Annotated in this window: 25 protein-coding genes; 17 read left to right on the forward strand and 8 right to left on the reverse strand. The window is 71.4% G+C overall.

From position 1 onward, the window contains the following. Positions 1-26 precede the first annotated feature (26 nt). The 4 genes from ACIBX3_RS36480 to ACIBX3_RS36495 are packed head-to-tail and all read right to left on the reverse strand — an operon-like array spanning position 27 to position 3,858. Positions 27-875 (reverse strand): ROK family protein, encoded by an 849-nt coding sequence (locus ACIBX3_RS36480; RefSeq protein WP_397125077.1) that lies wholly within the window; start codon positions 873-875, stop codon positions 27-29. Continuing rightward, positions 872-2,050 (reverse strand): sugar ABC transporter permease, encoded by a 1,179-nt coding sequence (locus ACIBX3_RS36485; RefSeq protein ID WP_397125078.1) that lies wholly within the window; start codon positions 2,048-2,050, stop codon positions 872-874. Before ACIBX3_RS36485 ends, ACIBX3_RS36480 begins: the two co-directional genes overlap by 4 nt. Further along, on the reverse strand, positions 2,047-2,769 hold the full coding sequence (locus ACIBX3_RS36490; protein WP_397125079.1) for an ATP-binding cassette domain-containing protein: 723 nt from the start codon (positions 2,767-2,769) through the stop codon (positions 2,047-2,049). Before ACIBX3_RS36490 ends, ACIBX3_RS36485 begins: the two co-directional genes overlap by 4 nt. Continuing rightward, positions 2,770-3,858 carry a sugar ABC transporter substrate-binding protein gene (locus tag ACIBX3_RS36495; protein ID WP_397125080.1) on the reverse strand — a complete coding sequence of 363 codons (1,089 nt, stop codon included), beginning with the start codon at positions 3,856-3,858 and terminating at the stop codon, positions 2,770-2,772. A 104-nt stretch (positions 3,859-3,962) separates the two neighbouring features. On the opposite strand from ACIBX3_RS36495, the gene ACIBX3_RS36500 reads away from it, so the two are divergent. From ACIBX3_RS36500 to ACIBX3_RS36520, 5 genes are all read left to right on the forward strand, one after another. Further along, entirely contained in the window at positions 3,963-5,123 is a 1,161-nt protein-coding gene (locus ACIBX3_RS36500; protein WP_397125081.1) for an ROK family protein, read from the forward strand. Between the two features lie 266 nt (positions 5,124-5,389). After that, positions 5,390-6,592, forward strand: coding sequence for a Cmx/CmrA family chloramphenicol efflux MFS transporter (locus tag ACIBX3_RS36505; protein ID WP_397125082.1), 1,203 nt, complete (start codon positions 5,390-5,392; stop codon positions 6,590-6,592). 4 nt (positions 6,593-6,596) lie between these two features. After that, positions 6,597-7,391: a maleylpyruvate isomerase family mycothiol-dependent enzyme gene (locus tag ACIBX3_RS36510; RefSeq protein ID WP_397125083.1), complete on the forward strand. Its 795-nt coding sequence runs from the start codon at positions 6,597-6,599 to the stop codon at positions 7,389-7,391. Positions 7,392-7,406: 15 nt separating this feature from the next. After that, positions 7,407-8,267 carry a helix-turn-helix domain-containing protein gene (locus tag ACIBX3_RS36515; RefSeq protein ID WP_397125084.1) on the forward strand — a complete coding sequence of 287 codons (861 nt, stop codon included), beginning with the start codon at positions 7,407-7,409 and terminating at the stop codon, positions 8,265-8,267. 38 nt (positions 8,268-8,305) lie between these two features. Continuing rightward, complete coding sequence (locus tag ACIBX3_RS36520) at positions 8,306-8,929, forward strand: LysE family transporter (RefSeq protein WP_397125085.1); 624 nt, start codon at positions 8,306-8,308, stop codon at positions 8,927-8,929. Positions 8,930-8,951: 22 nt separating this feature from the next. Here ACIBX3_RS36520 and ACIBX3_RS36525 read toward each other — a convergent pair whose 3' ends face one another. Next, a complete protein-coding gene (locus tag ACIBX3_RS36525; protein ID WP_397125086.1) occupies positions 8,952-9,404 on the reverse strand; it encodes a DUF2000 domain-containing protein in 453 nt (150 codons plus the stop codon). Positions 9,405-9,518: 114 nt separating this feature from the next. Here ACIBX3_RS36525 and ACIBX3_RS36530 point away from each other — a divergent pair, with 114 nt between their 5' ends. Continuing rightward, positions 9,519-10,016, forward strand: a complete 498-nt coding sequence (locus ACIBX3_RS36530; RefSeq protein WP_397125087.1) for an Lrp/AsnC family transcriptional regulator — start codon at positions 9,519-9,521, stop codon at positions 10,014-10,016. A 145-nt stretch (positions 10,017-10,161) separates the two neighbouring features. On the opposite strand, the gene pip is transcribed toward ACIBX3_RS36530, so the two are convergent. Both pip and ACIBX3_RS36540 read right to left on the reverse strand, forming a co-directional pair. After that, a complete protein-coding gene (pip, locus tag ACIBX3_RS36535) occupies positions 10,162-11,121 on the reverse strand; it encodes a prolyl aminopeptidase (RefSeq protein ID WP_397125088.1) in 960 nt (319 codons plus the stop codon). A 70-nt stretch (positions 11,122-11,191) separates the two neighbouring features. Beyond that, entirely contained in the window at positions 11,192-12,019 is an 828-nt protein-coding gene (locus tag ACIBX3_RS36540; RefSeq protein WP_397125089.1) for a neutral zinc metallopeptidase, read from the reverse strand. A gap of 186 nt (positions 12,020-12,205) precedes the next feature. Here ACIBX3_RS36540 and ACIBX3_RS36545 point away from each other — a divergent pair, with 186 nt between their 5' ends. The 8 genes from ACIBX3_RS36545 to ACIBX3_RS36580 all read left to right on the forward strand — a co-directional run bounded on the left by ACIBX3_RS36545 (position 12,206) and on the right by ACIBX3_RS36580 (position 18,493). Further along, a complete protein-coding gene (locus tag ACIBX3_RS36545) occupies positions 12,206-13,129 on the forward strand; it encodes an ATP-binding cassette domain-containing protein (protein ID WP_397125090.1) in 924 nt (307 codons plus the stop codon). Next, positions 13,126-13,944 carry an ABC transporter permease gene (locus tag ACIBX3_RS36550; protein WP_397125091.1) on the forward strand — a complete coding sequence of 273 codons (819 nt, stop codon included), beginning with the start codon at positions 13,126-13,128 and terminating at the stop codon, positions 13,942-13,944. Before ACIBX3_RS36545 ends, ACIBX3_RS36550 begins: the two co-directional genes overlap by 4 nt. Before the next feature lie 17 nt (positions 13,945-13,961). Continuing rightward, a complete protein-coding gene (locus tag ACIBX3_RS36555) occupies positions 13,962-15,092 on the forward strand; it encodes a sensor histidine kinase (RefSeq protein WP_397125092.1) in 1,131 nt (376 codons plus the stop codon). Next, positions 15,089-15,694, forward strand: a complete 606-nt coding sequence (locus tag ACIBX3_RS36560; RefSeq protein ID WP_397125093.1) for a response regulator — start codon at positions 15,089-15,091, stop codon at positions 15,692-15,694. Before ACIBX3_RS36555 ends, ACIBX3_RS36560 begins: the two co-directional genes overlap by 4 nt. 293 nt (positions 15,695-15,987) lie before the next feature. Next, the gene (locus ACIBX3_RS36565) at positions 15,988-16,404 is read left to right on the forward strand and encodes an MmcQ/YjbR family DNA-binding protein (protein WP_397125094.1); all 417 of its coding nucleotides are present in this window, start codon (positions 15,988-15,990) and stop codon (positions 16,402-16,404) included. A gap of 261 nt (positions 16,405-16,665) precedes the next feature. Continuing rightward, positions 16,666-17,241: a hypothetical protein gene (locus ACIBX3_RS36570; RefSeq protein ID WP_397125095.1), complete on the forward strand. Its 576-nt coding sequence runs from the start codon at positions 16,666-16,668 to the stop codon at positions 17,239-17,241. Between the two features lie 76 nt (positions 17,242-17,317). Continuing rightward, on the forward strand, positions 17,318-17,911 hold the full coding sequence (locus ACIBX3_RS36575; protein WP_397125096.1) for a DinB family protein: 594 nt from the start codon (positions 17,318-17,320) through the stop codon (positions 17,909-17,911). A 66-nt stretch (positions 17,912-17,977) separates the two neighbouring features. Next, the gene (locus ACIBX3_RS36580) at positions 17,978-18,493 is read left to right on the forward strand and encodes a nitroreductase family deazaflavin-dependent oxidoreductase (RefSeq protein ID WP_397125097.1); all 516 of its coding nucleotides are present in this window, start codon (positions 17,978-17,980) and stop codon (positions 18,491-18,493) included. A gap of 43 nt (positions 18,494-18,536) precedes the next feature. Here the strand turns inward: ACIBX3_RS36580 and ACIBX3_RS36585 are convergent, their stop codons facing one another. Further along, complete coding sequence (locus tag ACIBX3_RS36585; RefSeq protein WP_397125098.1) at positions 18,537-19,991, reverse strand: PucR family transcriptional regulator; 1,455 nt, start codon at positions 19,989-19,991, stop codon at positions 18,537-18,539. A 104-nt stretch (positions 19,992-20,095) separates the two neighbouring features. On the opposite strand from ACIBX3_RS36585, the gene ACIBX3_RS36590 reads away from it, so the two are divergent. From ACIBX3_RS36590 to ACIBX3_RS36600, 3 genes are read left to right on the forward strand one after another with little or no spacing between them, the layout of a single operon-like run. After that, positions 20,096-20,995: an ABC transporter substrate-binding protein gene (locus ACIBX3_RS36590; RefSeq protein WP_397125099.1), complete on the forward strand. Its 900-nt coding sequence runs from the start codon at positions 20,096-20,098 to the stop codon at positions 20,993-20,995. Further along, complete coding sequence (locus tag ACIBX3_RS36595) at positions 20,992-21,831, forward strand: amino acid ABC transporter permease (RefSeq protein WP_397125100.1); 840 nt, start codon at positions 20,992-20,994, stop codon at positions 21,829-21,831. Before ACIBX3_RS36590 ends, ACIBX3_RS36595 begins: the two co-directional genes overlap by 4 nt. After that, on the forward strand, positions 21,828-22,598 hold the full coding sequence (locus tag ACIBX3_RS36600; RefSeq protein WP_397125101.1) for an amino acid ABC transporter ATP-binding protein: 771 nt from the start codon (positions 21,828-21,830) through the stop codon (positions 22,596-22,598). Before ACIBX3_RS36595 ends, ACIBX3_RS36600 begins: the two co-directional genes overlap by 4 nt. Positions 22,599-22,602: the final 4 nt, after the last annotated feature.

The following is a 22,602-nucleotide window of genomic DNA, read 5'->3' on the forward strand; positions in this document are numbered from 1 at the left end:
TTGGAACGACCGGTCCGAGACAGCACTCAGGTCAGGGCATGAGCCAGTGCCAAGGCGCCGAGCAGCGGGGCGTCGTCGGTGAAGCGGGCGGCGCGCAGCTCCGGCGGGAAGGGCACGACGCGCCGCATCTCCCGCGCCAGGTGCGGCAGGATGCTCGCCTGTTCGGCCATCATGCCGCCGCCCACCACGACGCGTTCCGGGTCCAGGACCACGCACAGGTTCGCGACGGCCATGGCCAGCGGGGTCAGCGCCGCGTCCACGAGCCCGGCCGCCTCGGGCAGCGCGAACAGGGCGCCTGCCGGGACGGTACGGCCCAGGAGGGCGGAGCCGCGCGCCACCAGCGCCCCACCCGAGAAGCGTTCCTCGAGCGGGGCGTGCCCGTCGGCGAAGGCGGGCTCGCCTGGGTCGGCGAGCAGGTAGCCGATCTCCCCCGCCGCACCGTGCGCACCGGTGACGACCTGCCCGCCGACGACCAGGGCAGCGGCCAGGCCGGTGCCCAGGTTGAGGTAGACGCCGGTGGAGACGCCGCGGAGCGCCCCCCAGCGCAGCTCCGCCGCGGCCGCCGCCTTGACGTCGTTGCCGATCGCGACGGGGATCGTGCCGTACTCCTCGCGCAGCAGCCGGGGCAGCTCCAGGCCGTTCCAACCGGGGACGTTCGGCGCCAGCGCGACCCGGCCGTCGCTGATCACCCCGCAGGTGGAGAAGCCCACGGCGGCCGGGGCGCGGTCGAGACCCCGGGCCGCGCGGAGCGCCGTGGCCAGGGGGTTCTCGCCGGTCTCCAGGCGTACCCTGGCGGCGATCTCCGGCCCGTCCGTGCCGGACACGCCGATGGCGATCTTCGTGCCGCCCACGTCGATGCCGAGGACCCGCCTCACCTGGCGCTGCCCCTGCGGGCGACCGAGTCGATCGCCACGGCCAGGGCCAGCACCGCCGCGGTCACCATGAACCTGACGGAGGAGTCCACGTTGAGCAGCAACATCCCGTTGGTGATCGACTGGATCACCAGGATGCCCAGCAGCGCCGCGTACGGCCGGCCGCGGCCTCCGAACAGCGACGTCCCGCCGATCACCGCGGCGGCGATGGCCATGAGCAGGATGTCGCTGCCGCCGGACGCCTGGTTCACCGCGGACAGGCGGCTGGCCGCCAGGATGCCGCCGAACCCGGCCAGCACGGAGGCGAGCACGAACGCCAGCACCCGGATCCTGGCCACGTTGATCCCGGCGCGGCGGGCGGCCTCGGCGTTGCCGCCCACCGCGTAGATCCACCGGCCGAACACGGTGTGCCTGAGCACCAGGTCGAGGACGATCACCAACGCGCCGAAGATGACCAGCAACAGCGGCACGCCACGGTCGGCGGACAGCACCACGACGGCTCCCGCGAGCACCACTGCCGGCCCGCCGATCCGGAGGGCGGTCAGGTACGCCGCAGGCACCGGCAGGTCCGCCGCCAGCCGCGCCCGTCTGCCGATCATCGCCGCCGCCGCCCAGCCGCCGGTCAGCGCCGCCACCACGACCCATGCCAGCCACGCCGGCAGCCACGTGTCGCTCAGCTTCGAGACGAACCCGTCGAACGGCAGGTTGATCGTGCCGCCCTGGCCGAGGAGGTAGAGGAGCAGCCCCTGCCAGCCGATCAGCCCGGCCAGCGTCACGACGAACGACGGCATGTGCAGCCGGGTGTGCATCAGCCCATGCAGCAGGCCGATGGCGCCGGCCGCCGCGAGGGCGGCCGCGATGGCGACCACGGGATTCCACTGCTGCTTGACGTACAGGATGGTCATGACGACCGCGCACAGGCCGCTGACGGAGCCCGCCGAGAGGTCGATCTCGCCGAGGAGCAGCACCATGATGATGCCGAGCGAGATCGTGCCGGTGGCCGCCAGCTGCAGGGCGAGGTTGGTGAGGTTCTCGGGGGACAGGAAGTGCTCGTTCAGCGTGCCGAAGACGGCCGCGATGACGACGAGCCCGGCGGCGACCGGCCAGGCTCCGAGGTCTCCGCGCCGCAGCCGCCCCACCGCCGTGTACGGCAAGCGTGCCAGCGTGTCAGCGTTCATTCTGCGCTCGCTCCAGTGATCGCGGCGACGATGGCCTCCTGCGAGGTGTCGGCCGTGCGGAACTCGCCGGCGTTGCGCCCGAGCCTGAGCACGACCACCCGGTCGCTCATCGCCCGCACGTCGGCGAGGTTGTGGGAGATGACCAGCACGGCCAGGCCCCGGTCGCGCAGGCGGGCGATCAGGTCGAGGACCTGGGCCGTCTGCTCCACGCCGAGCGCGGCGGTGGGCTCGTCGAGGATGACCAGGCGGGGCTCGCCGATCAGGGCCCGGGCGATGGCCACGGACTGGCGCTGGCCGCCGGAGAGCATCGCGACGGGCACCCTGATGTCGCGGATCCGTACGTCGAGCGAGGTCAGCAGGTCGCGGGCGGCGCGTTCCATGGCGAGATGGCCGAGCACCGACCAGCGGCGGCGTTCGGCGCCGAGATACAGGTTGGCGACGACGTCGAGGTTCTCGCAGAGGGCGAGATCCTGGTAGACGGTGGAGACGCCGAGGGACTGGGCGTCGCGGGGAGCGGCGATCCTGACGGGCCGGCCGTCCACGGTGATCGTCCCGGCGTCGGGGGTGATGACGCCGGCCAGGGCCTTGACGAGTGTGGACTTGCCGGCGCCGTTGTCGCCGACGAGGGCGACGACCTCGCCCCCGCGCAGGTCCAGGCTCACGCCGTCGAGGGCCTGGACCGCGCCGTACGTCTTGGAGATGCCGGTGACCGAGAACATCTACTGGATGCCCGCCTTCGCGCACGCGTCCTTGACCTCGGGGGTGCAGATGTCGGCGACCTTGTAGAACCCGTCCTTGACGATCGTGTCCTTGACCTGGTCCTTGGTGACGGGGATGGGGTCGAGGAGGAAGGCGGGGATGTCGGCGGTGCCGTTGTTCACCTTGGTGGGGGCGGCGGGTCCCTGGCCCTTGGTGAGCGCGACGGCGAGCTCGGCGGACTTCTCGGCCTCGGCCCTGATGTCGAGGTAGATGGTCATGTACTGCTCGCCGGTGAGGATGCGCTGGACCGCGGCGAGCTCGGCGTCCTGGCCGGTGATCGGCGGGATCTCCGAGTAACCGGCGCGCTTCATCGCCGCGATCGCACCGCCGGCCATGCCGTCGTTGGCCGACAGCACGCCGACGATCTTGTCGCGGCCGAGCGCGGTGATCGCCTGCTCCATCTGCTGCTGGGCCTTGTCGGGGCTCCAGTCGGGGGTGTCGAACTCCTTGCCGATCTGGACCTTGCCGTCGAGGATGTTGTGCGCGCCCTTCTTGTAGTCGGCCGAGCTGGGGTCCGTCGGGGCGCCGTTGATCATCACGATCTGGCCCTTGCCCGCGGCGCCCTTGGCGGTGAGGGCGTCGAGCAGCGCCTGACCCTGCATCTCGCCGACCCGTACGTTGTTGAACGAGACGTAGTAGTCGTAGCCGATGCCGGAGATCAGCCGGTCGTACGCGATGACCGGGATCTTCTTCTGCTTGGCCTGGTTGACCAGCGGCGCCACCGCGGCGGCGTCGACCGCGTCGAGCACCAGCACGTCGGCACCCTGGGTGAGGGCGGCCTCGACCTGCTGCTGCTGCTTGGCGGCGTCCTGGTCGGCATTGCCGTAGAGCACCTTGCAGTCGGGGCAGAGTGCCTTGACCTTCGCCTCGAAGAGCGGCCGGTCGAAGGCTTCGTAGCGCGTGGTCTTGGATTCCGGCAGAAAGAGGGCGATCGTCGCCCCCTCCTCAGGGACGGCGGACGCGGTGCCGCTCGCGCCGCCGGACCCGGTGCCGCAGGCGGCGGCCAGTAGGACCGCCATGGCAGGGAGCGCCTTCCATCCTCGGTGCATCGCAATGTTCCTTTCCCGCGTCCACCTGAATGGTAAGAAAGGTAATTTACTATCAACTGTGTTGGCTACCCTTTCGGGTGGTTCACTTGGAGAAGGAGGCCGGAGTGCGCAGTGAGCTGGGCAACCCGCGGTTGTTGCGGGTGATGAACGAGCGGCACCTGCTCGACCGGCTGCGCGACCACGGCCCGGCCTCCCGTGCCGACCTGGCCAAGGTCACGGGGCTGTCGAAGCCCACGGTCTCGGCGGCGCTGGCCGGGCTGGAGGAGGACGGGCTGGTCCACCTGGTGGGCGAGGTCTCGGGCCGGCCGGGCCCGGTGACCTCTCTGTACGACATGAACGCCGGCTCCGCGTACGTGGCGGGCATCGACATCGGGCGCGACTGGAACCGCGTCGCCGTGGCCGACCTGCGGGGCACGTTCGCAGGCCGCAAGGACGGCCGCAACGACGCCCGCAACACGGCCGACCTGGCCCGCCACGTACGCGAGCTCGCCCACGCGGCCGCCGCGGAGGCCGGCCTGGAGTGGTCCGCCATCACGTGCACCGTCGCCGGCACCCCGGGCGTCTACGACCCGGCGGCGGGACGGCTGGACTTCGCCTACAACCTGCCGGGCTCCGACCTGGTCGAACGGCTCCGCTCCGCGCTCGACTCCGACCTCGTCATCGAGAACGACATCAACCTCGCGGCCGTCGGCGAGCACGCGTACGGCGAGGGCCGCGGCAAGGCGCACTTCGCCCTCGTCTCCATCGGCACCGGCGTGGGCATGGGCATCGTCATCAACGGCGAGCTGTACGTCGGCGCCCGGGGCGCCGCGGGCGAGGTGTCGTACCTGCCCGCCGCCGAGGACCCCGCGGACCCCGCGGCCCTGGAGCACGGGTCCACCGAGTCGGTGGCGTCGGCGCCCGGCGTGGTGCGCGCGGCCCGCGCCGCCGGGCTCGACCTGGGGACCGCGAAAGAGGTCTTCGAGGCGGCCGGACGCGGCGACCCCACCGCCCTCGCCGTGGTGGCGGCCGAAGGGCAGCGCATCGGCGGGCTGGTCGTCGCGGTCGCGGCGGTGCTCGACCCGGAGGTGATCGTGCTGAGTGGCGGCGTCGGGCGCAACCTCGACCTGCTCGGCCGCGCGATCGAGCGCCGCGTGGCCGGGCTGGGACCGCTGCGGCCGCAGGTGGTGGCGAGCACGCTCGGCGACAGCGGGGTGCTGCTCGGCGCCGTCACCCGCGCCAGGCAACGGGCTTGGGAGCTGATCTTCGAGGCCCGCCGCGCTTGATCCCGTTCGCGGTTCTCGCTACGTTGGTGACCATGTCCAGCCCCGAGGCGTCAAGACGCTAGCCACCGGTCGTCCGGTGGCCGTTCTCGCGTCGTCGCCCCGCAGGCTCCCCCGCCCCTGAGGCTGGGATCTTCTCGCTGCCCGCGACCCCGCTCGCCACTCGGATCACCGTTCCCGGGTCTTCTCAGCGCGGCAGGGCGACGTCCATCCCGGCCTGCCCGCTTCCCTGTCGTCGTCGAGCCACGATGTGGTCGCGGAGCTTTCTCATGCCATTCGCTGTTTACCTGCTCGGACTGGCGGTCTTCGCCCAAGGGACGTCCGAGTTCATGCTGTCCGGACTCGTCCCCGGCATCGCCCGGGACCTGCACGTTTCCATCCCCGCTGCGGGGCTGCTGACCTCGGCGTTCGCCGCCGGGATGGTGGCGGGGGCACCGCTGATGGCGGTGCTCACCCTGCGCTGGCCGCGGCGGAACACGCTGCTGGCGTTCCTGCTCACCTTCCTGCTCGTCCATGTCATCGGGGCGGTCACCACCAGCTACGACGTGCTGCTCGCCACGCGGGTCGTCGCGGCGCTGGCCAACGCCGGCTTCCTGGCCGTGGCCATGGCGACCGCGATGGGCATGGTCCCCGCGAACGCCAAGGGACGCGCCACCTCGGTCCTGCTCGGGGGCGTCACGATGGCGTGCGTCGCGGGCGTGCCCGGGGGCGCGCTGCTCGGGGAGGTGTGGGGCTGGCGCTCGGCGTTCTGGGCGGTGGCCGTCGCACTGGTCCCGGCCGTCGTCGCCGTGCTCAAGTCCGTCCCTTCCACGGGCGGGGAGAAGCCGGTCCGGGCGAGCGCGCGTGCCGAGCTGCGGGCGCTGCGCCGGCCGCGCCTGCTGGTGATCCTGGGACTGGGCGCGCTGGTCAACGGGGCGACGTTCTGCACGTTCACGTACCTCGCGCCGCTGCTCACCGGCGTCACCGGCCTCGGCTCCGGCTGGACGCCGGCCATGCTGGCGCTGTTCGGGCTGGGGTCCTTCGCGGGGGTCACCGTCAGCGGCCGGATCGCCGACGTGCGGCCCGTACGGCTTCTGGTGATCGGCGGAGCGGCCCTGCCGCTCGGCTGGGTCGCTCTCGCGCTGGCCGCCGGGAGCCCGGTGGCCGCGTTCGTGCTGGTCTTCGTGCAGGGCACGGTGTCCTTCGCGGTCGGCTCCACGCTGATCTCGCAGGCGCTGTACGCGGCCACCGGCGCCCCGACGCTGGGCGGGGCGTCGGCCACGGCGGCACTGAACGTGGGCGCGACCGCCGGTCCCTGGCTCGGCGGGATCGCCATCGGGGCCGGGTTCGGCTACCGGGCGCCGCTGTGGGTGAGCGCGGCGCTGGCGCTCCTGGCCCTGGTGCTGGGCGGCGTGGCCGCGATCGCCGGACGGCGTTCGGCGCGGCGCCACGATAATTCCGTAGAGACCGATCAAGCGCTTGGGGCACAGTGAGGCCATGGATCGTGTCTCCCTGTTCGCGCGGGAAGCCAGTGCGTTCCAGGCTGCCGCCCGGGAGGCGGCCAAGAGCGGCAGCGCGCCGCCGGTGCCGTCCTGCCCGGGCTGGTCCATGTCCGACCTGGTGCTTCACCTGGGCGCCGTGCAACGCGGCGTGGACGTCATCATCAGGGACCGGCTCGTCGGGTTCCCGGACCGCTCCGCCCTGGCCGCCGCCGAGCTGCCGCCGGACACCGCCGGCTGGCCGTTGTCGTCCGGCCAGGGGCCCAGCCTCGGACCCATCCCGGAAAGTCTGCTGGACTGGTTCGCGGAGGGGGCCGCCCGGCTCGAGACGCGGTTCAGGGACCACGCTCCCGACGCGCCCGTGTGGACCTGGTCCGAGGAGCAGACGGTCGGGTTCTGGGTGCGGATGCAGACCATCGAGGCCGCCGTGCACCGCTGGGACGCCGAGAACGCGCTCGGCGCCGCCTCGCCGATCCCCGGCGAGCTCGCGGTGGACGCGGTGGCGCAGACGTTCCAGGTCATGGCACCCGTGCGGCGGGCCTGGCAGCAGGCTCCCGCCGGGGCGGGCGAACGGTACCTGTTCCGGCGGACGGACGGGCCCGAGCTGTGGACGGTCCGCTTCGACGGCGAGCACGTACGGCTGTCCGGCGGCGATGACTTCGACGTCGAGCTGGCCGGTACGGCGTCGGACCTGATGTTGTTCCTCTGGCAGCGGATCCCGGCCGACGCTCTCGACGTGCAGGGCGACAAAAGCCTGCTCGACCGCTACTTCGTCCTGGTTCCTCCCATATGACCTAATCTTTCCGGTATGCAGCAGGTCAGGGACTTGAACGGCACGCAACTGGCCGTGCTCAGACCGGCGTCCGGCGGATTCCCGCGACATAGCCACGACGAGTACGTGATCAGCACCAACCTGTGCGGCCGCGAGGCGGTGCGGCTGGATCGCGCCTCGTTCGACGTGGATCTGGACGAGGTGACCGTCTACAACCCCGGCCAGGTCCAGTCCTGCACGACCCGGACGCCCGCGGAGTCTTCGTTCGCGTGCGTGAGCTGGTACGTGCCGCCTGCCGCGCTGACCACGCTGACCGGTGACACCCCGGTGGACTTCGAGCGTCCGGTCCTGCGGGACGCCCGGCTGCGTGCGGAGCTGCTGAGGGCGGCCAGGAACCTGCCAGGCGGCGATGCGGCGCTGATCGAGGAACGCCTGACCCTGCTGCTGCTGCGCCTGCTCGACCTGGCCGCCGACCCGCACCGCGACACGGCGGCCCACCACCGGACCGGCACGAACCCGGTGACCGCGAAAGGCCGCGGCGTCCGGGCCCGCCACGGGACCGGAACCGGCCGCGTGCCCGCGGATGCCAGGATCGCCGCCGTGCTCGACCGGCTCCGCGGCGACCTGTCCACGCCGCCGTCCCTGGCTGATCTCGCCGAGGACGCCGGGATGTCCCGCGAGCACCTCATCCGGTCGTTCACCAGGGCCACCGGCTGCCCGCCTTACGCCTGGCACCTGCAGGCCAGGCTGGCCGAGGCGCGCCGCCGGTTGCGTCACGGCGAGCCGGTCGCCGACGTGGCCCACGGCCTGGGGTTCGCCGACCAGGCGCACTTCCACCGCCACTTCACGGCCGCGTATGCCATCACCCCCGGCCGTTACCGCCGCGTCAACATCTGACAAGACCGCAGGAAGGCGCGACCGGCAGATTGACTGTCATGTCCGAGATCTTCGTCCTGGCCCTCTGGGTCGGGTTGCTGTTCAACGCGGCGCCGGGTGCGGTTTTCAGCGAGTCGCTGCGGCGGGGCGTACGAGGTGGCTTCGGTCCGGCGTTCGCGGTGCAGGTGGGGTCGCTGGCAGGCGACGCCGTGTGGGCGCTGCTCGGGCTGGCCGGCGTGGGGGCGTTGTTCGCGGTGCCCGCGATGCGTGTGCCGTTGACGGTCGCCGGATGTCTGCTGCTGGGCTGGCTGGGGGTGACGGCGCTGCGTGACGCCGCGTTCCCGCGTGCCGAGCCGGTCACCGGCGACCGTTCACGACAGGGCGCGCTCGCGGTCGGGGCCGCCATGTCGCTGGGCAATCCCTGGAACGTCGTCTACTGGTCGGGAGCCGCCGGGGCCGTCAGCGCCGTCCTGGGGCGGGACGCGGGCCTGGGGAGTCTCGCCGTCTTCTTCACGGGTTTCATGACCTCCTCCTTGGCCTGGTGTTTCATCTGCGCCGGCTTCATCGCCCTGCTGCGCAGGGCGCTGCCGCCGCCGGCCGTGCGTCTCCTGGAGGCGGCGTGCGGCGTGTCACTGATCGTCTTCGCCGCGCTCCTCGCCGCCCGCCTGGCCTCCACGGGCTGACGACCGTTCCCGCAGGCCCTGATCAGCGCAGCAGAGGAAGCCGCCCGGTGAGCCGCTCCACGGCCGCGCGGGGCCCGAACAGGCTGACCGCGAGGTAGGAGGGCTCCTCGGTGTGGGCCAGCGCGGCCAGGTAGTCGTCGTAGACGTTCGTGCGCTGGGCGATGTCGGCCATGTCCGAGAGGACCAGGTCCGGCTCACCGGCCGCGTCGTTCCTGATCCGGCGTACAATCGCGGCCGGTGCGGCCAGCACAGCGCAGCCCGTCCACGGCAACCCGGCGTGCGCCAGTCCCGAGGCGTCCACGCCGCCCGAGCCGACGATCGCCGGCACCGCGACCCCCACGGACGCGGCCAGACAGGCGGCGGCGTTCGCCTGCAGCCCGCGCGGCAGGTCACGGTCCAGGACGATCACCCACTTGACCGGGAGCTCCTTGGTGGGCAGGTCGCTACGGCGGCCGAGCTCGGCGAGCACGCTCATCTGTGATCCCTTCTTCCGAATTTCCCACAGAAGACTCACATCGAGCCCGTCACTCCATCAACATCATCGTCCGGATTCCGAAGGAAATTCGGAATCTCGTGAAAGGATGGGCCGGTGGACGAACTTGATACGGCGATCCTCGTCGAGTTGCAGCGCGACGGCCGCCAGACCAACCGCGAACTGGCCGAGCGCATCGGCATCGCGCCGTCGACCTGCCTGGAGCGGGTGCGCTCGCTGCGCGCGAACGGCGTCATCGAGGGCTTCCACGCCGAGGTCAACCTGGACGCCGTCGGCCGTCCGGTCCAGGCGCTGATCCACGTGCGGCTGCACCCCAAGATCCGCGAGGCCGTCGAGGGCTTCCGCGACCACGTCGCCACCCTGCCCGAGACGCTGGCCGTGTTCGTCGTGTCGGGCGGCGACGACTTCATCATCCAGGTGGGCGTGCGGGACGCGGGCCACCTGCGCGACTTCGTGCTCGACCACATCGCGCGGCACCGCAACATCGCCGACGTCCGCACCTCGCTGGTCTACGACCACCTTCGCAAGACGTCGGTCGAGGTCCTCCCGCCGCAGGCGCCCACGCGCCGCCGTACCGCCGGAAAAGTTAAATAGGTGGTGGCCGAATGGGCGGCCCCATTACCGTCGTGATCGTGCGAACCCGCGGCTCACCGTACGGAATCGACCGACGGCGAGGCGATGGTCACCGGGCACCGTCCTCATGCCCCGAGATGATCGCGAGCCGCGGAGTTCCACACCTTCACCGTTCCGCGAAAGCGTCCTGGGCGGCGAAGATCTCTTTCCTCATCGTCTCGCTGCCGGTGTGCCCGGAGTCCTCCACCACGACCAGCCGGGCGTCGGGCCACGCCTGAGCCAGCTCCCACGGTGTGATCAGCGGACCGCTCAGGTCCATGCGGCCGTGGATCAGCACAGCGGGGATCCCGGCCAGCCGTCCCGCCTCGCGCAGCAGCACGCCCTCCTCCAGCCAGGCGGCGTTGGAGAAGTAGTGGGCGCAGATCCGCACGAAAGCCAGCAGCGCGTCCGGCGGCCGGTCGCTGTAGGCGCCGGGCTTGCCGTTGGTCTCCTGGGAGATCAGCGCGTCCTCCCATGCCGTCCAGTCGCGGGCGGCCTTCGCGCGCACCTCAGGATCGGGGTCGGCCATGAGCCGCGAGTACGCCGCCAGCAGCGCGAACGTGTCACCGTCGCGGTCGGCCTCGGGCACGCCCTGCCTGAAGCGCTCCCACTCCTCGGGGAAGAACCGGCCGGAGCCGCGGTAGAGCCAGTCGATCTCGGAGCGGCGGGTCATCGTCACGGCGACGATGATCATCTCCGACACGCGCTCAGGATACGCCTCGGCGTACGCCAGCATCAGCGTCGAACCCCACGAGCCGCCGTACAGCAGCCACTTGTCGATCCCGAGGTGCTCGCGCAGCCGCTCCATGTCGGCGATCAGGTGGTGCGTGGTGTTGGCGCTCAGGTCGGTCGCCGGATCGCAGGCGTGCGGGCGGCTGCGGCCGCAGTTGCGCTGGTCGAACAGGACGATCCGGTAACGCTCCGGGTCGAACGTCTTCCGCACGTTGACCGAGCAGCCCGAGCCCGGCCCGCCGTGCACGACGAGCGCGGGCTTGCCCTCCGGGTTGCCGCAGACCTCCCAGTAGACGAGGTTGCCGTCGCCGACGTCGAGCATGCCGTGGTCGTACGGCTCGATCGGGGGATACAAGCGGCGGCTCCTCTCCGCGGGGGATATAACAGTGCTTGTATATCAGCCTTCCGGGCGGCCCGCTCGAGGATCAGGCCACCTTGGAAGAAGGCGCCGCCCAGGTGTTGCACGACCCGGGATCGCCAGTGGCGAAACCGGCCCTCATCCAGATCTTCATGGTGCCCGTCTTGCCGTACCAGGGCTCGTCGCCGGGCCTGTCGCCCTGGACGAGGCCCAGCATCTTGTCCCAGTCCTTCATGGTCCTGCCCTTGATCGGCCACACACTCTTCATGAAGGCGGCACCCAGGCAATCGGTCTGGAGATTCCGGCGCCGCTCCTGCTCGTAGCCCTCCTTCTTGTTGCGGTACCGCAATTCGTCGACGGCGTCGCCGATTCCCACCAGCTTCTGCACGTGATAGCCGTACATCATGGCCGCGGTGCGGAACAACCACAGGTCGTAAGGGTCGGCGAGCCAATTCTTGCCGAACTGGAAGATCAGCTCACCATTGCGGTCGCAATACCACGCCTGGGAATCGTCTTTTCCTATGTCCAGGGAGCAGTACTTCCTGGGAATGCGGTTCATGTGCCGCACCTTGACCTTCTCGTAAGCCAGGCCCGCCTTCGTCAGGTGCTGCTCCCAGGCGGTTTCCAGGCAGGCGATGACCGCGTCGACGTAGGCGCGGGCCAGCTTGCGATCGTTGCGCTTGACCGGCCGCTCCACGCACGTGGTCGCGGGCAGCGGACCCGCGGCGTAGAGCGGGTTCTCGGTGAGCTTGAGGTCTTCAACGGGGTATGCCGCGGCTTCGGCGGAAGCCGTGCCCGCGAATGGCGCCAGCAGGGCGCAGGTCAGCGTCGCGATCTTGAGAAGTTTCACGACGGGCGAGAATAACTCCCCCGGAGTGAAGAACGCCAGATCCAACTGTGAAGTAATTCAAGCACCACCAAGAGTGACGATTGCCGTTCCAGCGGCTGTTCGACCGCATGATGGCGTGACTGACGACCACCGGACCATGACAAATGTCATCCTCGATTCCCGCGAACTTCCCAGGTCTTGGCTGAGATCGCACACTGCCGGACGGAGCGGCGAGCCAGCAGAGTGTGGCTCGTGAACACGACAGCAGCGATCGAGGTGCGCAACCTGCACCAGAGGTACGACGACTTCGAGGCGGTCCGCGGCATCGCCTTCGAGGTCGGCCGCGGCGAGCTGTACGCCCTGCTCGGCACCAACGGGGCGGGCAAGACGACCACGCTCGACGTGCTGGAGGGCTACCACGCCCCCACCGAGGGCCAGGTGCGCGTGCTCGGCCACGACCCGTTCGCCCAGCGGGCGGAGGTGCGCCACCGGATGGGCATCGTGCTCCAGGAGGCCGGCTTCTACAAGGACCTCACGGTGGCCGAGACCGTGGACGGCTGGCGCCGGTGGACGCCGAACGCGCTGAAGCGCCGCGACGCACTGGAGCGGGTGGGGCTGGCCCACCGGGCGGAGGTACGCGTCGGGCAGCTCTCCGGCGGCGAGAAGCGCCGGCTGGACCTGGCACTGGCCGTGCTCGGGCGACCGGAGGTGCTGTTCCTCGACGAGCCCACGACCGGCCTGGACCCGGAGGCGCGGCGCAACGTGTGGGAGCTGATCCGCGACATGGTCACGGAAGGCACGACGGTGCTGCTCACCACCCACTACCTGGACGAGGCCCAGCAGCTCGCGGAGCGCCTGGCGATCATGCACACGGGGCGGATCGTCACCGAGGGCACGCTCACGGACGTGCTGGGCGGACGGGGCACCCGCATCAGTTTCCGGCTGCCCGCCGTGCCCCCCAGCGACCTGCCGTACGACCTGGGGCTGGAGCGGCGCTCGATCACGCTGGACGGCGACGCGTACACCGTCGAGACCCACGACCCGCAGGGCGACCTGCGGACGCTGCTGGTCTGGGCGCACGAGCGCGGATGGGAGCTCGACGGCCTCGAGGTGCGCAGGCCGTCGCTCGAAGAGATCTTCCTCGAGGTGGCCGAGACGGAGAGGGTGGCGGCATGAGCGAGCGGGCGATCGAACACAGCCTGGGCTGGGTGTCGATGGTGTGGGCGCAGGCGCGGCTCAACCTGACGGTGATGATGCGGATGCGCGGCCTGGCGTTCACGGTGCTGCTCCTGCCGCTGTTCCTGGCCGTCATGAACACCTCGGCGGCGAGGGTCACTGTGAACGGGGTGCCGGCGGGGGTGTTCGGCGCGGTGGGGGCGCTGGCGGTGGTCTTCCCGTTCTCGTACATGACGATCACGTCGGGCATCGTCGTGCGCCGGGAGGAGCGCATCTACAAGCGGCTGCGCGGCAGCGCCCTGCCGACCAGCGCGATCTTCGCGGGCGACGTCCTGCACGCCTCGCTCATCGGGGCCGTGCAGTGCGCGGCGATCCTGGCGTACGCGATGGCGGCGGTGCAGGCGCCGCTGCCCCGGAACATCCCGCTCATGCTGGTGGCGTTCGTGCTCGGGGCGGCCGTGTTCGCGGCGCTGGCGATCGGCACGGCGGGGTTCATCCCGAACTACGAGGTGGCGCAGATCGTGGCGCTGCCGGTGCTGTTCGGCAGCCTGGTGGGGGCGGGGATGATGTTACCGCTGTCGGCGCTGCCGGACTGGGCGCAGCGGGTGGCCGAGGTGCTGCCGCTGACCCCGGTGATGACCATGATCCGCACCGCCTACCTGGGGCGCGACTTCGGCCAGGACGCCGCGCCCGAGGTCGGATTCCTGGAGGCCTTCCAGGTCTCGGCCGCCGAGCTCGGGATCGGCCTGTTGTGGATCGGGGTCGGGCTGTGGTCCACGCGCAAGTACTTCCGGTGGGACCCGCGCCGGTCATGACCGTACCCTTGCGATCCATGAGCGCACGCGTCGTCAGCACCAGGGTCATCGCCGCGGTCGCGGTGACCCTGTTCGCGGGCTCCATGATCGCAGCACTGGCCCTCCCGGCCGTGTCCGCCGCGATGACGACCGGATCCCTGTGGACGCCGCTGATCACGAGCGCGCTCGGGGCGCTGCTCGGCGTCTGCTACTCGCGGGTGTTGTGGGCGGCGTTCCTGCGGCGGCTGACCTGGCGGCACTACCTGGACGTGGGCGTGGTGGGCCTGGTCGCGTACGGCGTGCCGCTGTTCGCCGGCCCGGCGTGGATAGCGCTGCCGATGGCGTTCATCTCGGTGGCGACCGTCGTGTTCACCCGGCCCGCGGTCGCGTGGGCGGCCACGCTCGGCTCCATCGCCGTCACCCTGCCGGTGCAGCTGCTCGCCGGCGTCTCACTGCCCGTGGCGCTGCTGTACGGGCTGGGCACGCTGCCGTTCATCGCCCCCATGACGTACGGGGTCGCCTGGCTCTGCCACCTGATCGACGACCTGCGTGAGGCCCGGGCCGAGCTGGCGCGGCGGGCGGTGGACGAGGAGCGGCTGCGCTTCACCCGCGACCTGCACGACACGCTCGGCCACACCTTGCACGCCATCGCGCTCCGGGCCGAGCTGGGCGAGCGCCTGGTCAGGACCGACGCGTCGGGCGCGGGCCGGGAGCTGACCGAGATCCAGCGCATCGCCCGTACCGCCGTGCACGACGTACGCGAGGTCGTCCGCGGCTACCGCGCGACGTCGCTGGCCACGGAGCTGGACGGGGTCGCGGCCGTGCTCGGCGCCGCCGGGATCCGCTGTGACAAGCCCGAGCTGCCCGACGACCTGCCCGGCCACGTGCACGTGCCGCTGGGCTGGGTGGCGCGCGAGGCGGTCACGAACGTGCTGCGGCACAGCGCCGCGACCTGGTGCGAGGTCACCGTGCACACCGAGGGGGAGCGTGTGGTCCTGGAGATCGTGAACGACGGCGGCCCGGCCGGCGCCCGCGTGGTCCGCGGCAACGGCCTCACCGGCCTGGCCGAGCGGGTCAAGGAGGTGGGCGGCACGCTGACGGCGGAGGGCGGCGGCGGTCAGTTCCGGGTCACCGCCTCCGTGCCGCTGGCGGCGGTGGAGGCGGCGTGATCAGACTGCTCCTCGCCGAGGACCACCACCTGGTACGCGGCGCGTTCGTGGCCCTGCTCGGCGCCGAGCCCGGCATCGAGGTCGTGGCCGAGACCGGCCGCGGCGACGAGGCCGTGCGGCTGGCTGTGGACGTGCGGCCCGACGTGGCCATGCTGGACATCGACATGCCCGGGCTCGACGGGCTGGCCGCCGCCGAGCGGATCGCGCGGGAGGCGCCTGGCTGCAGGGTGGTGATCGTGACCGCGCACGGGCGGCCCGGCTACCTGCGCAGGGCGATGGCGGCGGGCGTACGCGGGTTCGTGGGCAAGGACAACTCCGCCGCCACGCTGGCGAAGGTGATCAGGCAGGTGTACGAGGGCGGCCGCTACATCGATCCGGAGCTGGCCGCGGACGCGCTCGCCACACAGGAGTGCCCGCTGACCCCGCGCGAGCTGGACACGCTGCGCGCGGCCTCGGGCGGGGCGCCTGTGTCGCGGATCGCCCGGGAGCTGAGCCTGACGGAGGGCACGGTACGCAACTACCTGTCCTCGGCAGTGATGAAGCTGGCCGCCGAGAACCGGCACGCGGCCGTCCGCCGGGCCCGTGACATGGGCTGGCTCTGAGCCCTGTCAGCAGCGGATGACCGTGGCGCAAGAGCGCGTCGCGGCGCCGGCCTCCGGCAGCATCATGGAGAGCCCGGTCACGATGGCCGCCGCCAGGAGGACGGCCAGCACACCCAGTCGGGACACCGCGATCACCACCGTGTTAAGAAACCTTCCTAAATATTGACATGAACCCTAGCCGCGCCCCCGATTCCCCAGCAAGACCCGCCGGCCACCCGGCCGTACCCGCTGGTGGTGCGGTCTCCATCGCGCCGGAACCCGAAACGTCGGTGCCCGGGGCTAGGCTGCCGGGCATGGCAGGCGGTTGGACGGACGCGGACGTCGGGCGGGTGCGCGAGCGGCTGGCCGAGCTGGTCGAAGGGCTGCCCGGGGTGGTGGCGGAGGACTCGTTCGGGCATGTCGGGTTGCTGCTGGGCCGCAAGCGGATCGCGTGGTTGCTCGTCGACCACCACGGCGACGGCCGGCTCGCCCTGTGCGTGAAGGCGCCGCCGGGCGAGCTGGAGACGCTGATGGCGGCCGACCCGGCGCGTTACTTCCGGCCCGCCTACGTCAAGGCCTGGGTCGGGGTCGAGCTGCATGAGGCCGAGCAGGACTGGGCGGAGATCGGGGCGCTGCTGGAGCAGGCGTGGCGGATGACCGCGGGCAAGCGCGCGGTCGCCGCGTACGACGCCGCCCATCCGGCACGGTCCCAGCCGCCACCGCCTTCCTGAGCTCCATCGCCGGCCCGGAGCCGGACGACGTGACAGCCCGTCACAACGGGCTGTCCCTTCCGTCACCCTCGCACGGTCCCGTATCGGATGTACGAACAGAAAGCACCATAGAGACAGGCAACAGCCAGAAGTGCGGCGTACCCTCACGAATGTGACAACCCTGCCGCACCCGCCTCCCCCGGCTCACACCCCGGCCGGCGCTGCCGTCGAGGCTCGCACATGCTTACCCCGTCCGCCCGGCAAGCTCACAGAGAGTGACGCATGAGCGGTCCGGGACCCCGCGCGGTCCTGGTACCCGATCTGGGCGAGGACCTGGCCCACGCGGTCGAGGAATTGGAGAGACTGCTGCTGACGTTGGACGCCGCCGAGGAGGCCGGCGCGGCGCTGCCCGGTCCGCTGGCCAACGGCTCAGCGCTGACCTCCCTCCAGCGGTTGTGGCGGGCGCTCGCGCCGAGCCAGGGCCACCGCGCGGCCGCCGCCAGGCTGGCGGGCCGGCTCTACGCCCCCGGCCGCCGGGCCGAGCACGTCCCGCTGCGTGTGGTGGACGTCGACCCGGTCGACGTGGCGACGCTCTCGGCGGCGGCCGCCGCGCTGGGCAAGGGCGCGGTGCGCGAAGGCGTGGTACGCGAGGCCCTGGAGTCCTGCGGCGCCGACCTCGTGGCCGCCGCGGCCGGCATCAGCGGCCTGCTGGACCTGGCCGACACGGCCGAGTCCATCGTGCTGCGCGAACGCCTGGCCGCCGCGGGCCCCGGCGCCGACGTGGTGCTCACGCCGGCGATCGAGGAGGCGTACCACGCCACCGCGGACCGCCTCAACGCGATGTGGCCCCACCGCTAGCGGACCGCGGGTCAAATCCTGTGGCGGGCCGGGCTCGGAGCCGCCGGCGGAGATGAATGATGAGATCATGTCCGGCATGACCCGATCGGACCCGAAAGCAGAACTCCACCACTACCTGCAGACCGCCCGCGAGGCCCTGCTGTGGAAGCTCGACGGGCTCTCCGAGTACGACGTCCGCCGCCCCATGACCCCGACAGGCACCAACCTGCTGGGCCTGGTCAAGCACGTGGCCAGCGTCGAGTTCGGCTACTTCGGCGAGACCTTCGACCGCCCGTCGGGCGAGCCGCTGCCCTGGTTCGAGGAGGGCGCGGAGCCCAACGCGGACATGTGGGCGACCGCCGACGAGTCCCGCGAGCAGATCATCGCCCTCTACCACCGAGCCTGGGCGCACGCGGACGCGACGATCGAGGCGCTGGCGCTGGATGCTGTCGGCCACGTCCCCTGGTGGCAGCCGGAGCGCCGCGAGGTCACACTGCACCGCGTCCTCGCCCACATGGTCGCCGAGACCCAACGGCACGCCGGCCACGCCGACGTCGTCCGGGAGATGATCGACGGCGCCGCCGGCCTGCGGGCGGACAACGACAACATGCCGCCGGGCGACCGGGCGTGGTGGGAGACCTACCGGAACCGACTGGAGCAGACGGCACGCGAAGCAGGCGGCCACCAGTAGACCAAACGCTTGCTAGGGTTCTATCCTTTCTCCGCAGCGCTACCGTCACCCGAACGTGAGGTCATCGTGGTCGAACAGCAGCAGTCCAGCGGCGGAGCCAGGGCACGCGTCAGCGCCGCGCTGCGCCCGTTCTTCCAGTGGCTGGCGGGCACCAGGGGCTTCGCCAAGGTCGCGCCCAAGATCGTGCCGCCCCTCGACCGCCTGGTCAACCGCATGACCGGCGGCCGCGTGCTCATGGGCGACCAGATGATCCCCCACCTGCTGCTCACCACGACCGGCAGCAAGAGCGGACAGCTCCGGGAGAGCCCGCTCGCCTGCCTGCCCGAGGACGGCGGCACGTTCCTCGTGGTCGGCAGCAACTTCGGCAGAGACCACCACCCCGCGTGGAGCGGCAATCTGCTGAAGACCCCGCAGGCCACGGTGAAGTTCCGGGGCCGCGTCATCCCCGTGACGGCCACCCTGCTGACGGACGCCGACCGCGACCAGGCCTGGCAGTCCCTCATCCGCTTCTGGCCGCTGTACCAGGGCTACACCGAGCGCTCCGGCCGCGAACTGCGCGTCTTCCGCCTGTCCCCCCGCTAGGCAAGCCGCCCTCCGCGTTCCGCACGCCGGGGTTCCCGGCCGGTCAGTCCATGAGGCCGAGCTGGCGGCCGGCCCGCAGGGCCAGCCAGACCTCGGCGAACACGGCGGTGGACGACAGGTCGCGGCCGGTCAGCTCGGCGAACCTGCGCAGCCGGTACGCCAGCGTGTTGGGATGGATGTGCAGCGCGGCGGCCGCGTCCTCGGTGCGCCGGTCGCGTTCCATCCAGGTGCGTACGGAGGTCAGGAGGTGGGAGCCGTGCGCGGAGTCGTACGCGAGCACCTTGCCGAGCACGTTCTCGACCAGCGCGGTGAGCGCCCACGGGTCGTCGGGCAGCCACCTGCCGGTGGTGTCGTCGCCGTAGTGGACCAGGGCGCGCCCCGACTCGGCCGCCGTGGACGCCGCCCACACCGCCTCCCGCTTGGGGATCTGCAGGGACTCCCCCGCCGGGAACGGCCTGCTCATGCCCGCCGCGACGCCCGGCAGCGCGGCGACCTCCGCGTCGATTGCGGGTGAGCCGAGCACGTACCGGTCGTCGCCCCTGCGGAGCATCAGGTGCGGCTGGTCGTCCAGCGCCCGGTGGATGGCCTCGTCGGGCACGTTCCTGATCACGAAAAGGGCCGACTCGGCGTCCACCGGCAGGCCCATCCTGATCAGGCGGCGCCGCGCCGTGGCCGGCTCGAGGACGTCCTGCAGCAGCTCGGACAGGGTTTCCGCGCCCTGGCGGCGCAGCGTCTCGCGTTCGTGGCGGGCCATGGCCACCTGCAGCGCGGCCACCGTGGCGATGTGCTGCACGACGGCCAGTCCGGCCGGTCTGGCGCCCTGGCGTTCGAAGGCGACGAGGAAGCCCGCGGGGCCGCCCGGCGCGGGCACGGGCAGGACGAAGCCGCCGGGAATGGTGGGCGGCGCCTCCGGCGCGGACGGGAGCACGGCGAGGTCGGGCACCGGCACGCCCGGCAGCAGCGGCCGTCCCTGCGGCGTGCACAGGTAGACCTCGTAGCCGGACAGCCGCTCCAGGCGCTTGAACAGCGTGGCCGTGTCGAGGTCCTCGGCCGCCAGCCACCGCAGCGCGCCGAACACCTGGAGCTGCGCGCCGAGACGCTGCCTGGCGTCCTCCTGCACGGCCGCGGCCACCTCCTGGGCAATCGCGATGAACGGCACGGCCAGCGGCACCTCCAGCACGGGCATCCCCCGCTCCTCGGCGGCCTGGAAGAATGCCTGATGCAGCGGCGGCACGTGCAGCTGCGCCGACAGGGCCAGCGCGGAGACACCCGCGTCGTCGAGTCGTTCCAGGTAGGCGCGCTGCCTGGCGGCCGAGCGCGGGACCGCGATCCCCGTCGTCATGATGACCTCCGCGCCGAGCAGCCAGGGTGTGGGGTCGTCGAGCTCGCTGACGTGCGCCCACGACACCGACCGCCCCAGTCCCGCCTCGCCGGCCAGCAGCCGCAGCTGGAGAGCGGGGGAACGCAGCAGGTCCTCCACGGACACCTTTGTGGTCACCCACAAAGGATATGGCGCGTCTTCAGGGCTGCCCCGATTGAAGGTCGGCCGTGCCGCCCCCACACTCGAACCCATCTACCTGCACGGGAAGGCACGGGCACGACATGAGAAGAGCACTCGCCCTCAATCTCCTTGGCACCCTCCTCAGCGGATTGGCTCTCGCCGGCTGCGCCGCGCCCGACGAGACCACGGCGGCGCCCAAGACCCAGATCTCGGCCGGCGCGAAGGACGAGGCGATCGCCAAGCTGCTCCCGGCGGACATCCAGCAGGCCGGCAAGGTACGGGTGGCCTCCGGCGTGTCCTTCCCGCCCATGGAGTTCTTCGACACCGACAACAAGACCGTGCTCGGGTTCGACGCCGACCTGGGCAAGGCGCTCGGCGAGGTGCTGGGCGTCGAGTTCGCCTTCGAGAACGTCAACTTCGACGGCATCATCGGCGGACTCAACGCCGGCCGCTACGACCTGGGCCTGACCAGCATGCTCGACAAGAAGGAACGCCAGCAGCAGGTGGACTTCGTCGACTACCTCAAGTCCGGGTCGGCGCTCATGGTGGCAAAGGGCAACCCGCAGGGCGTCAAGGAGGTCCTCGACATGTGCGGCAAGAGGGTCGCCGTCGAGAAGGCCGCGACCGGGGACCTGCTCGTGGACGACGTCACGAAGAAGTGCGCCGACGCGGGCAAGCCGGCCGTGGAGAAGGTCCCGTTCCCCGACCAGGCGAGCGCCGTGCAAGCCCTGCAGTCCAAGCGGGCCGACATGGTCGCCGCGCTGGACCTCACCCTGGCCTACAGCGTGAAGCAGGCGCCTCAGCAGTTCGAGGTCGCGGTGAGCGCGATCGACCCGCTGCCCGTCGGCATCCCCGTGCCGAAGAACAAGCCGCAGTTGCGTGACGCCGTCCAGGGCGCGTTGAAGAAGCTCATCGCGAACGGCACCTACGACCAGTTGCTGGCCAAGTGGAATCTGCAGGCGCAGGCGTTCAAGGACGCCGCGATCAACGCGGGCGCATGACCGGGTTCCAGGAGCACGCGGCCGAGCCCATCGTGCCGCTGCGGCGGCCCGGCCGGTGGGCGGCCGCGGCGGTGCTCGTGGTGCTGGCCGCGATGGCGGTCAGCTTCGTGGTGACCACCCCGGCGCTCCGGCTCGACCTCGTGGCGGGCTACCTCTTCGAGCGGTCGATCATGCGCGGGTTGCTGCTCACGATCGAGCTGACGGTGCTCGCCATGCTGGTGGGCGTCGTGCTCGGCACCGCTCTGGCGATCATGCGGCTGTCGGACAACCCGCTGCTCCGCTGGGTCGCCGCCGCGTACGTGTGGCTCTTCCGCGGCACGCCCATCCTCGTGCAGCTGCTGTTCTGGTTCTTCCTCGGCGCGGTGATGCCGCGGATCAGCGTCGGCGTCCCGTTCGGGCCGGAATTCTTCTCGGCCCCGGTCAACACGCTGATCACGCCGTTCACCGCGGCCATACTCGGGCTCGGGCTGAACGAGGCCGCGTACATGGCCGAGATCGTCCGGGCGGGCATCGGCTCGGTCGACCGCGGGCAGCGCGAGGCCGCCGAGGCGCTCGGCATGCGGCCCGCTCTCGTCTACCGGCGGGTCATCCTGCCCCAGGCCGGGCGGGTGATCGTGCCGCCGACCGCGAACGAGACGATCTCGATGCTCAAGCTCACCTCGCTGGTGCTGGTCATCGGCCTGCCGGACCTGCTGACCAGCGCCCAGCTCATCTACGGACGCAACTTCCAGCAGATCCCGCTGCTGATCGTGGCCAGCGTCTGGTACCTCGTGCTGACCACGCTGCTGACCTTCGCCCAGTCCCGGCTCGAACGACGCCTCGGAGGCCACGCATGAGCGACGTGATGCCGCTGCTCGTCGCCAGGGCCGTACGCAAGAGCTTCGGGAAGGTCGAGGTGCTCAAGGGCATCGACCTGACCGTGCTCCCCGGTCAGGTGGTGTGCCTGCTCGGCCCGTCGGGCTCGGGCAAGTCGACGTTCCTGCGCTGCGTGAACCACCTCGAACGGCTGGACGCCGGAGAGATCTGGGTCGACGGCCACCTGGTCGGCTACCGCCGCTCGGGCGGGAAGAAGTACGAGATGCGCCCCCGCGAGGTCGCCGACCAGCGGCGCGACATCGGCATGGTGTTCCAGCGCTTCAACCTCTTCCCGCACCGTACGGCGCTGGAGAACGTCATGGAGGCGCCCCGGCACGTGCTCGGCCGCCCGCGTGAGGCCGTCCGGCAGGAGGCGCTCGACCTGCTGCGGCGGGTCGGCATGGAGGAGCGGGCGGGTCACTACCCCGCCCAGTTGTCCGGCGGCCAGCAGCAGCGGGTCGCGATCGCCAGGGCGCTGGCCATGCGGCCGAAGCTGATGTTGTTCGACGAGCCGACCAGCGCGCTCGACCCCGAGCTCGTCGGCGAGGTCCTCGACGTGATGAAGGACCTGGCCGGGGCCGGGATGACGATGGTCGTGGTGACGCACGAGATCGGGTTCGCCCGCGAGGTCGCCGATCAGGTCGCCTTCATGGACGACGGGATGGTCGTGGAGACCGGACCGGCCGGCGAGCTGATCGCCAATCCACGGCACCAGAGAACCCAGGCGTTCCTCGCCAAGGTCCTTTAGGAGG

This window comes from Nonomuraea sp. NPDC049480, from assembly GCF_044465905.1.
Lineage (GTDB): Bacteria > Actinomycetota > Actinomycetes > Streptosporangiales > Streptosporangiaceae > Nonomuraea.

Coding starts and splice junctions, on each gene's coding strand:
- ACIBX3_RS36600 (WP_397125101.1), top strand. CDS start 21,828: ATGAGCGACGTGATGCCGCTGCTCGTCGCCAGGGCCGTACGCAAGAGC.
- ACIBX3_RS36575 (WP_397125096.1), top strand. CDS start 17,318: ATGACCCGATCGGACCCGAAAGCAGAACTCCACCACTACCTGCAGACC.
- ACIBX3_RS36595 (WP_397125100.1), top strand. CDS start 20,992: ATGACCGGGTTCCAGGAGCACGCGGCCGAGCCCATCGTGCCGCTGCGG.
- ACIBX3_RS36510 (WP_397125083.1), top strand. CDS start 6,597: ATGGATCGTGTCTCCCTGTTCGCGCGGGAAGCCAGTGCGTTCCAGGCT.
- ACIBX3_RS36515 (WP_397125084.1), top strand. CDS start 7,407: ATGCAGCAGGTCAGGGACTTGAACGGCACGCAACTGGCCGTGCTCAGA.
- ACIBX3_RS36550 (WP_397125091.1), top strand. CDS start 13,126: ATGAGCGAGCGGGCGATCGAACACAGCCTGGGCTGGGTGTCGATGGTG.
- ACIBX3_RS36520 (WP_397125085.1), top strand. CDS start 8,306: ATGTCCGAGATCTTCGTCCTGGCCCTCTGGGTCGGGTTGCTGTTCAAC.
- ACIBX3_RS36525 (WP_397125086.1), bottom strand. CDS start 9,404: ATGAGCGTGCTCGCCGAGCTCGGCCGCCGTAGCGACCTGCCCACCAAG.
- ACIBX3_RS36495 (WP_397125080.1), bottom strand. CDS start 3,858: ATGCACCGAGGATGGAAGGCGCTCCCTGCCATGGCGGTCCTACTGGCC.
- ACIBX3_RS36505 (WP_397125082.1), top strand. CDS start 5,390: ATGCCATTCGCTGTTTACCTGCTCGGACTGGCGGTCTTCGCCCAAGGG.
- ACIBX3_RS36565 (WP_397125094.1), top strand. CDS start 15,988: ATGGCAGGCGGTTGGACGGACGCGGACGTCGGGCGGGTGCGCGAGCGG.
- ACIBX3_RS36555 (WP_397125092.1), top strand. CDS start 13,962: ATGAGCGCACGCGTCGTCAGCACCAGGGTCATCGCCGCGGTCGCGGTG.
- ACIBX3_RS36490 (WP_397125079.1), bottom strand. CDS start 2,769: ATGTTCTCGGTCACCGGCATCTCCAAGACGTACGGCGCGGTCCAGGCC.
- ACIBX3_RS36485 (WP_397125078.1), bottom strand. CDS start 2,050: ATGAACGCTGACACGCTGGCACGCTTGCCGTACACGGCGGTGGGGCGG.
- ACIBX3_RS36570 (WP_397125095.1), top strand. CDS start 16,666: ATGAGCGGTCCGGGACCCCGCGCGGTCCTGGTACCCGATCTGGGCGAG.
- ACIBX3_RS36590 (WP_397125099.1), top strand. CDS start 20,096: ATGAGAAGAGCACTCGCCCTCAATCTCCTTGGCACCCTCCTCAGCGGA.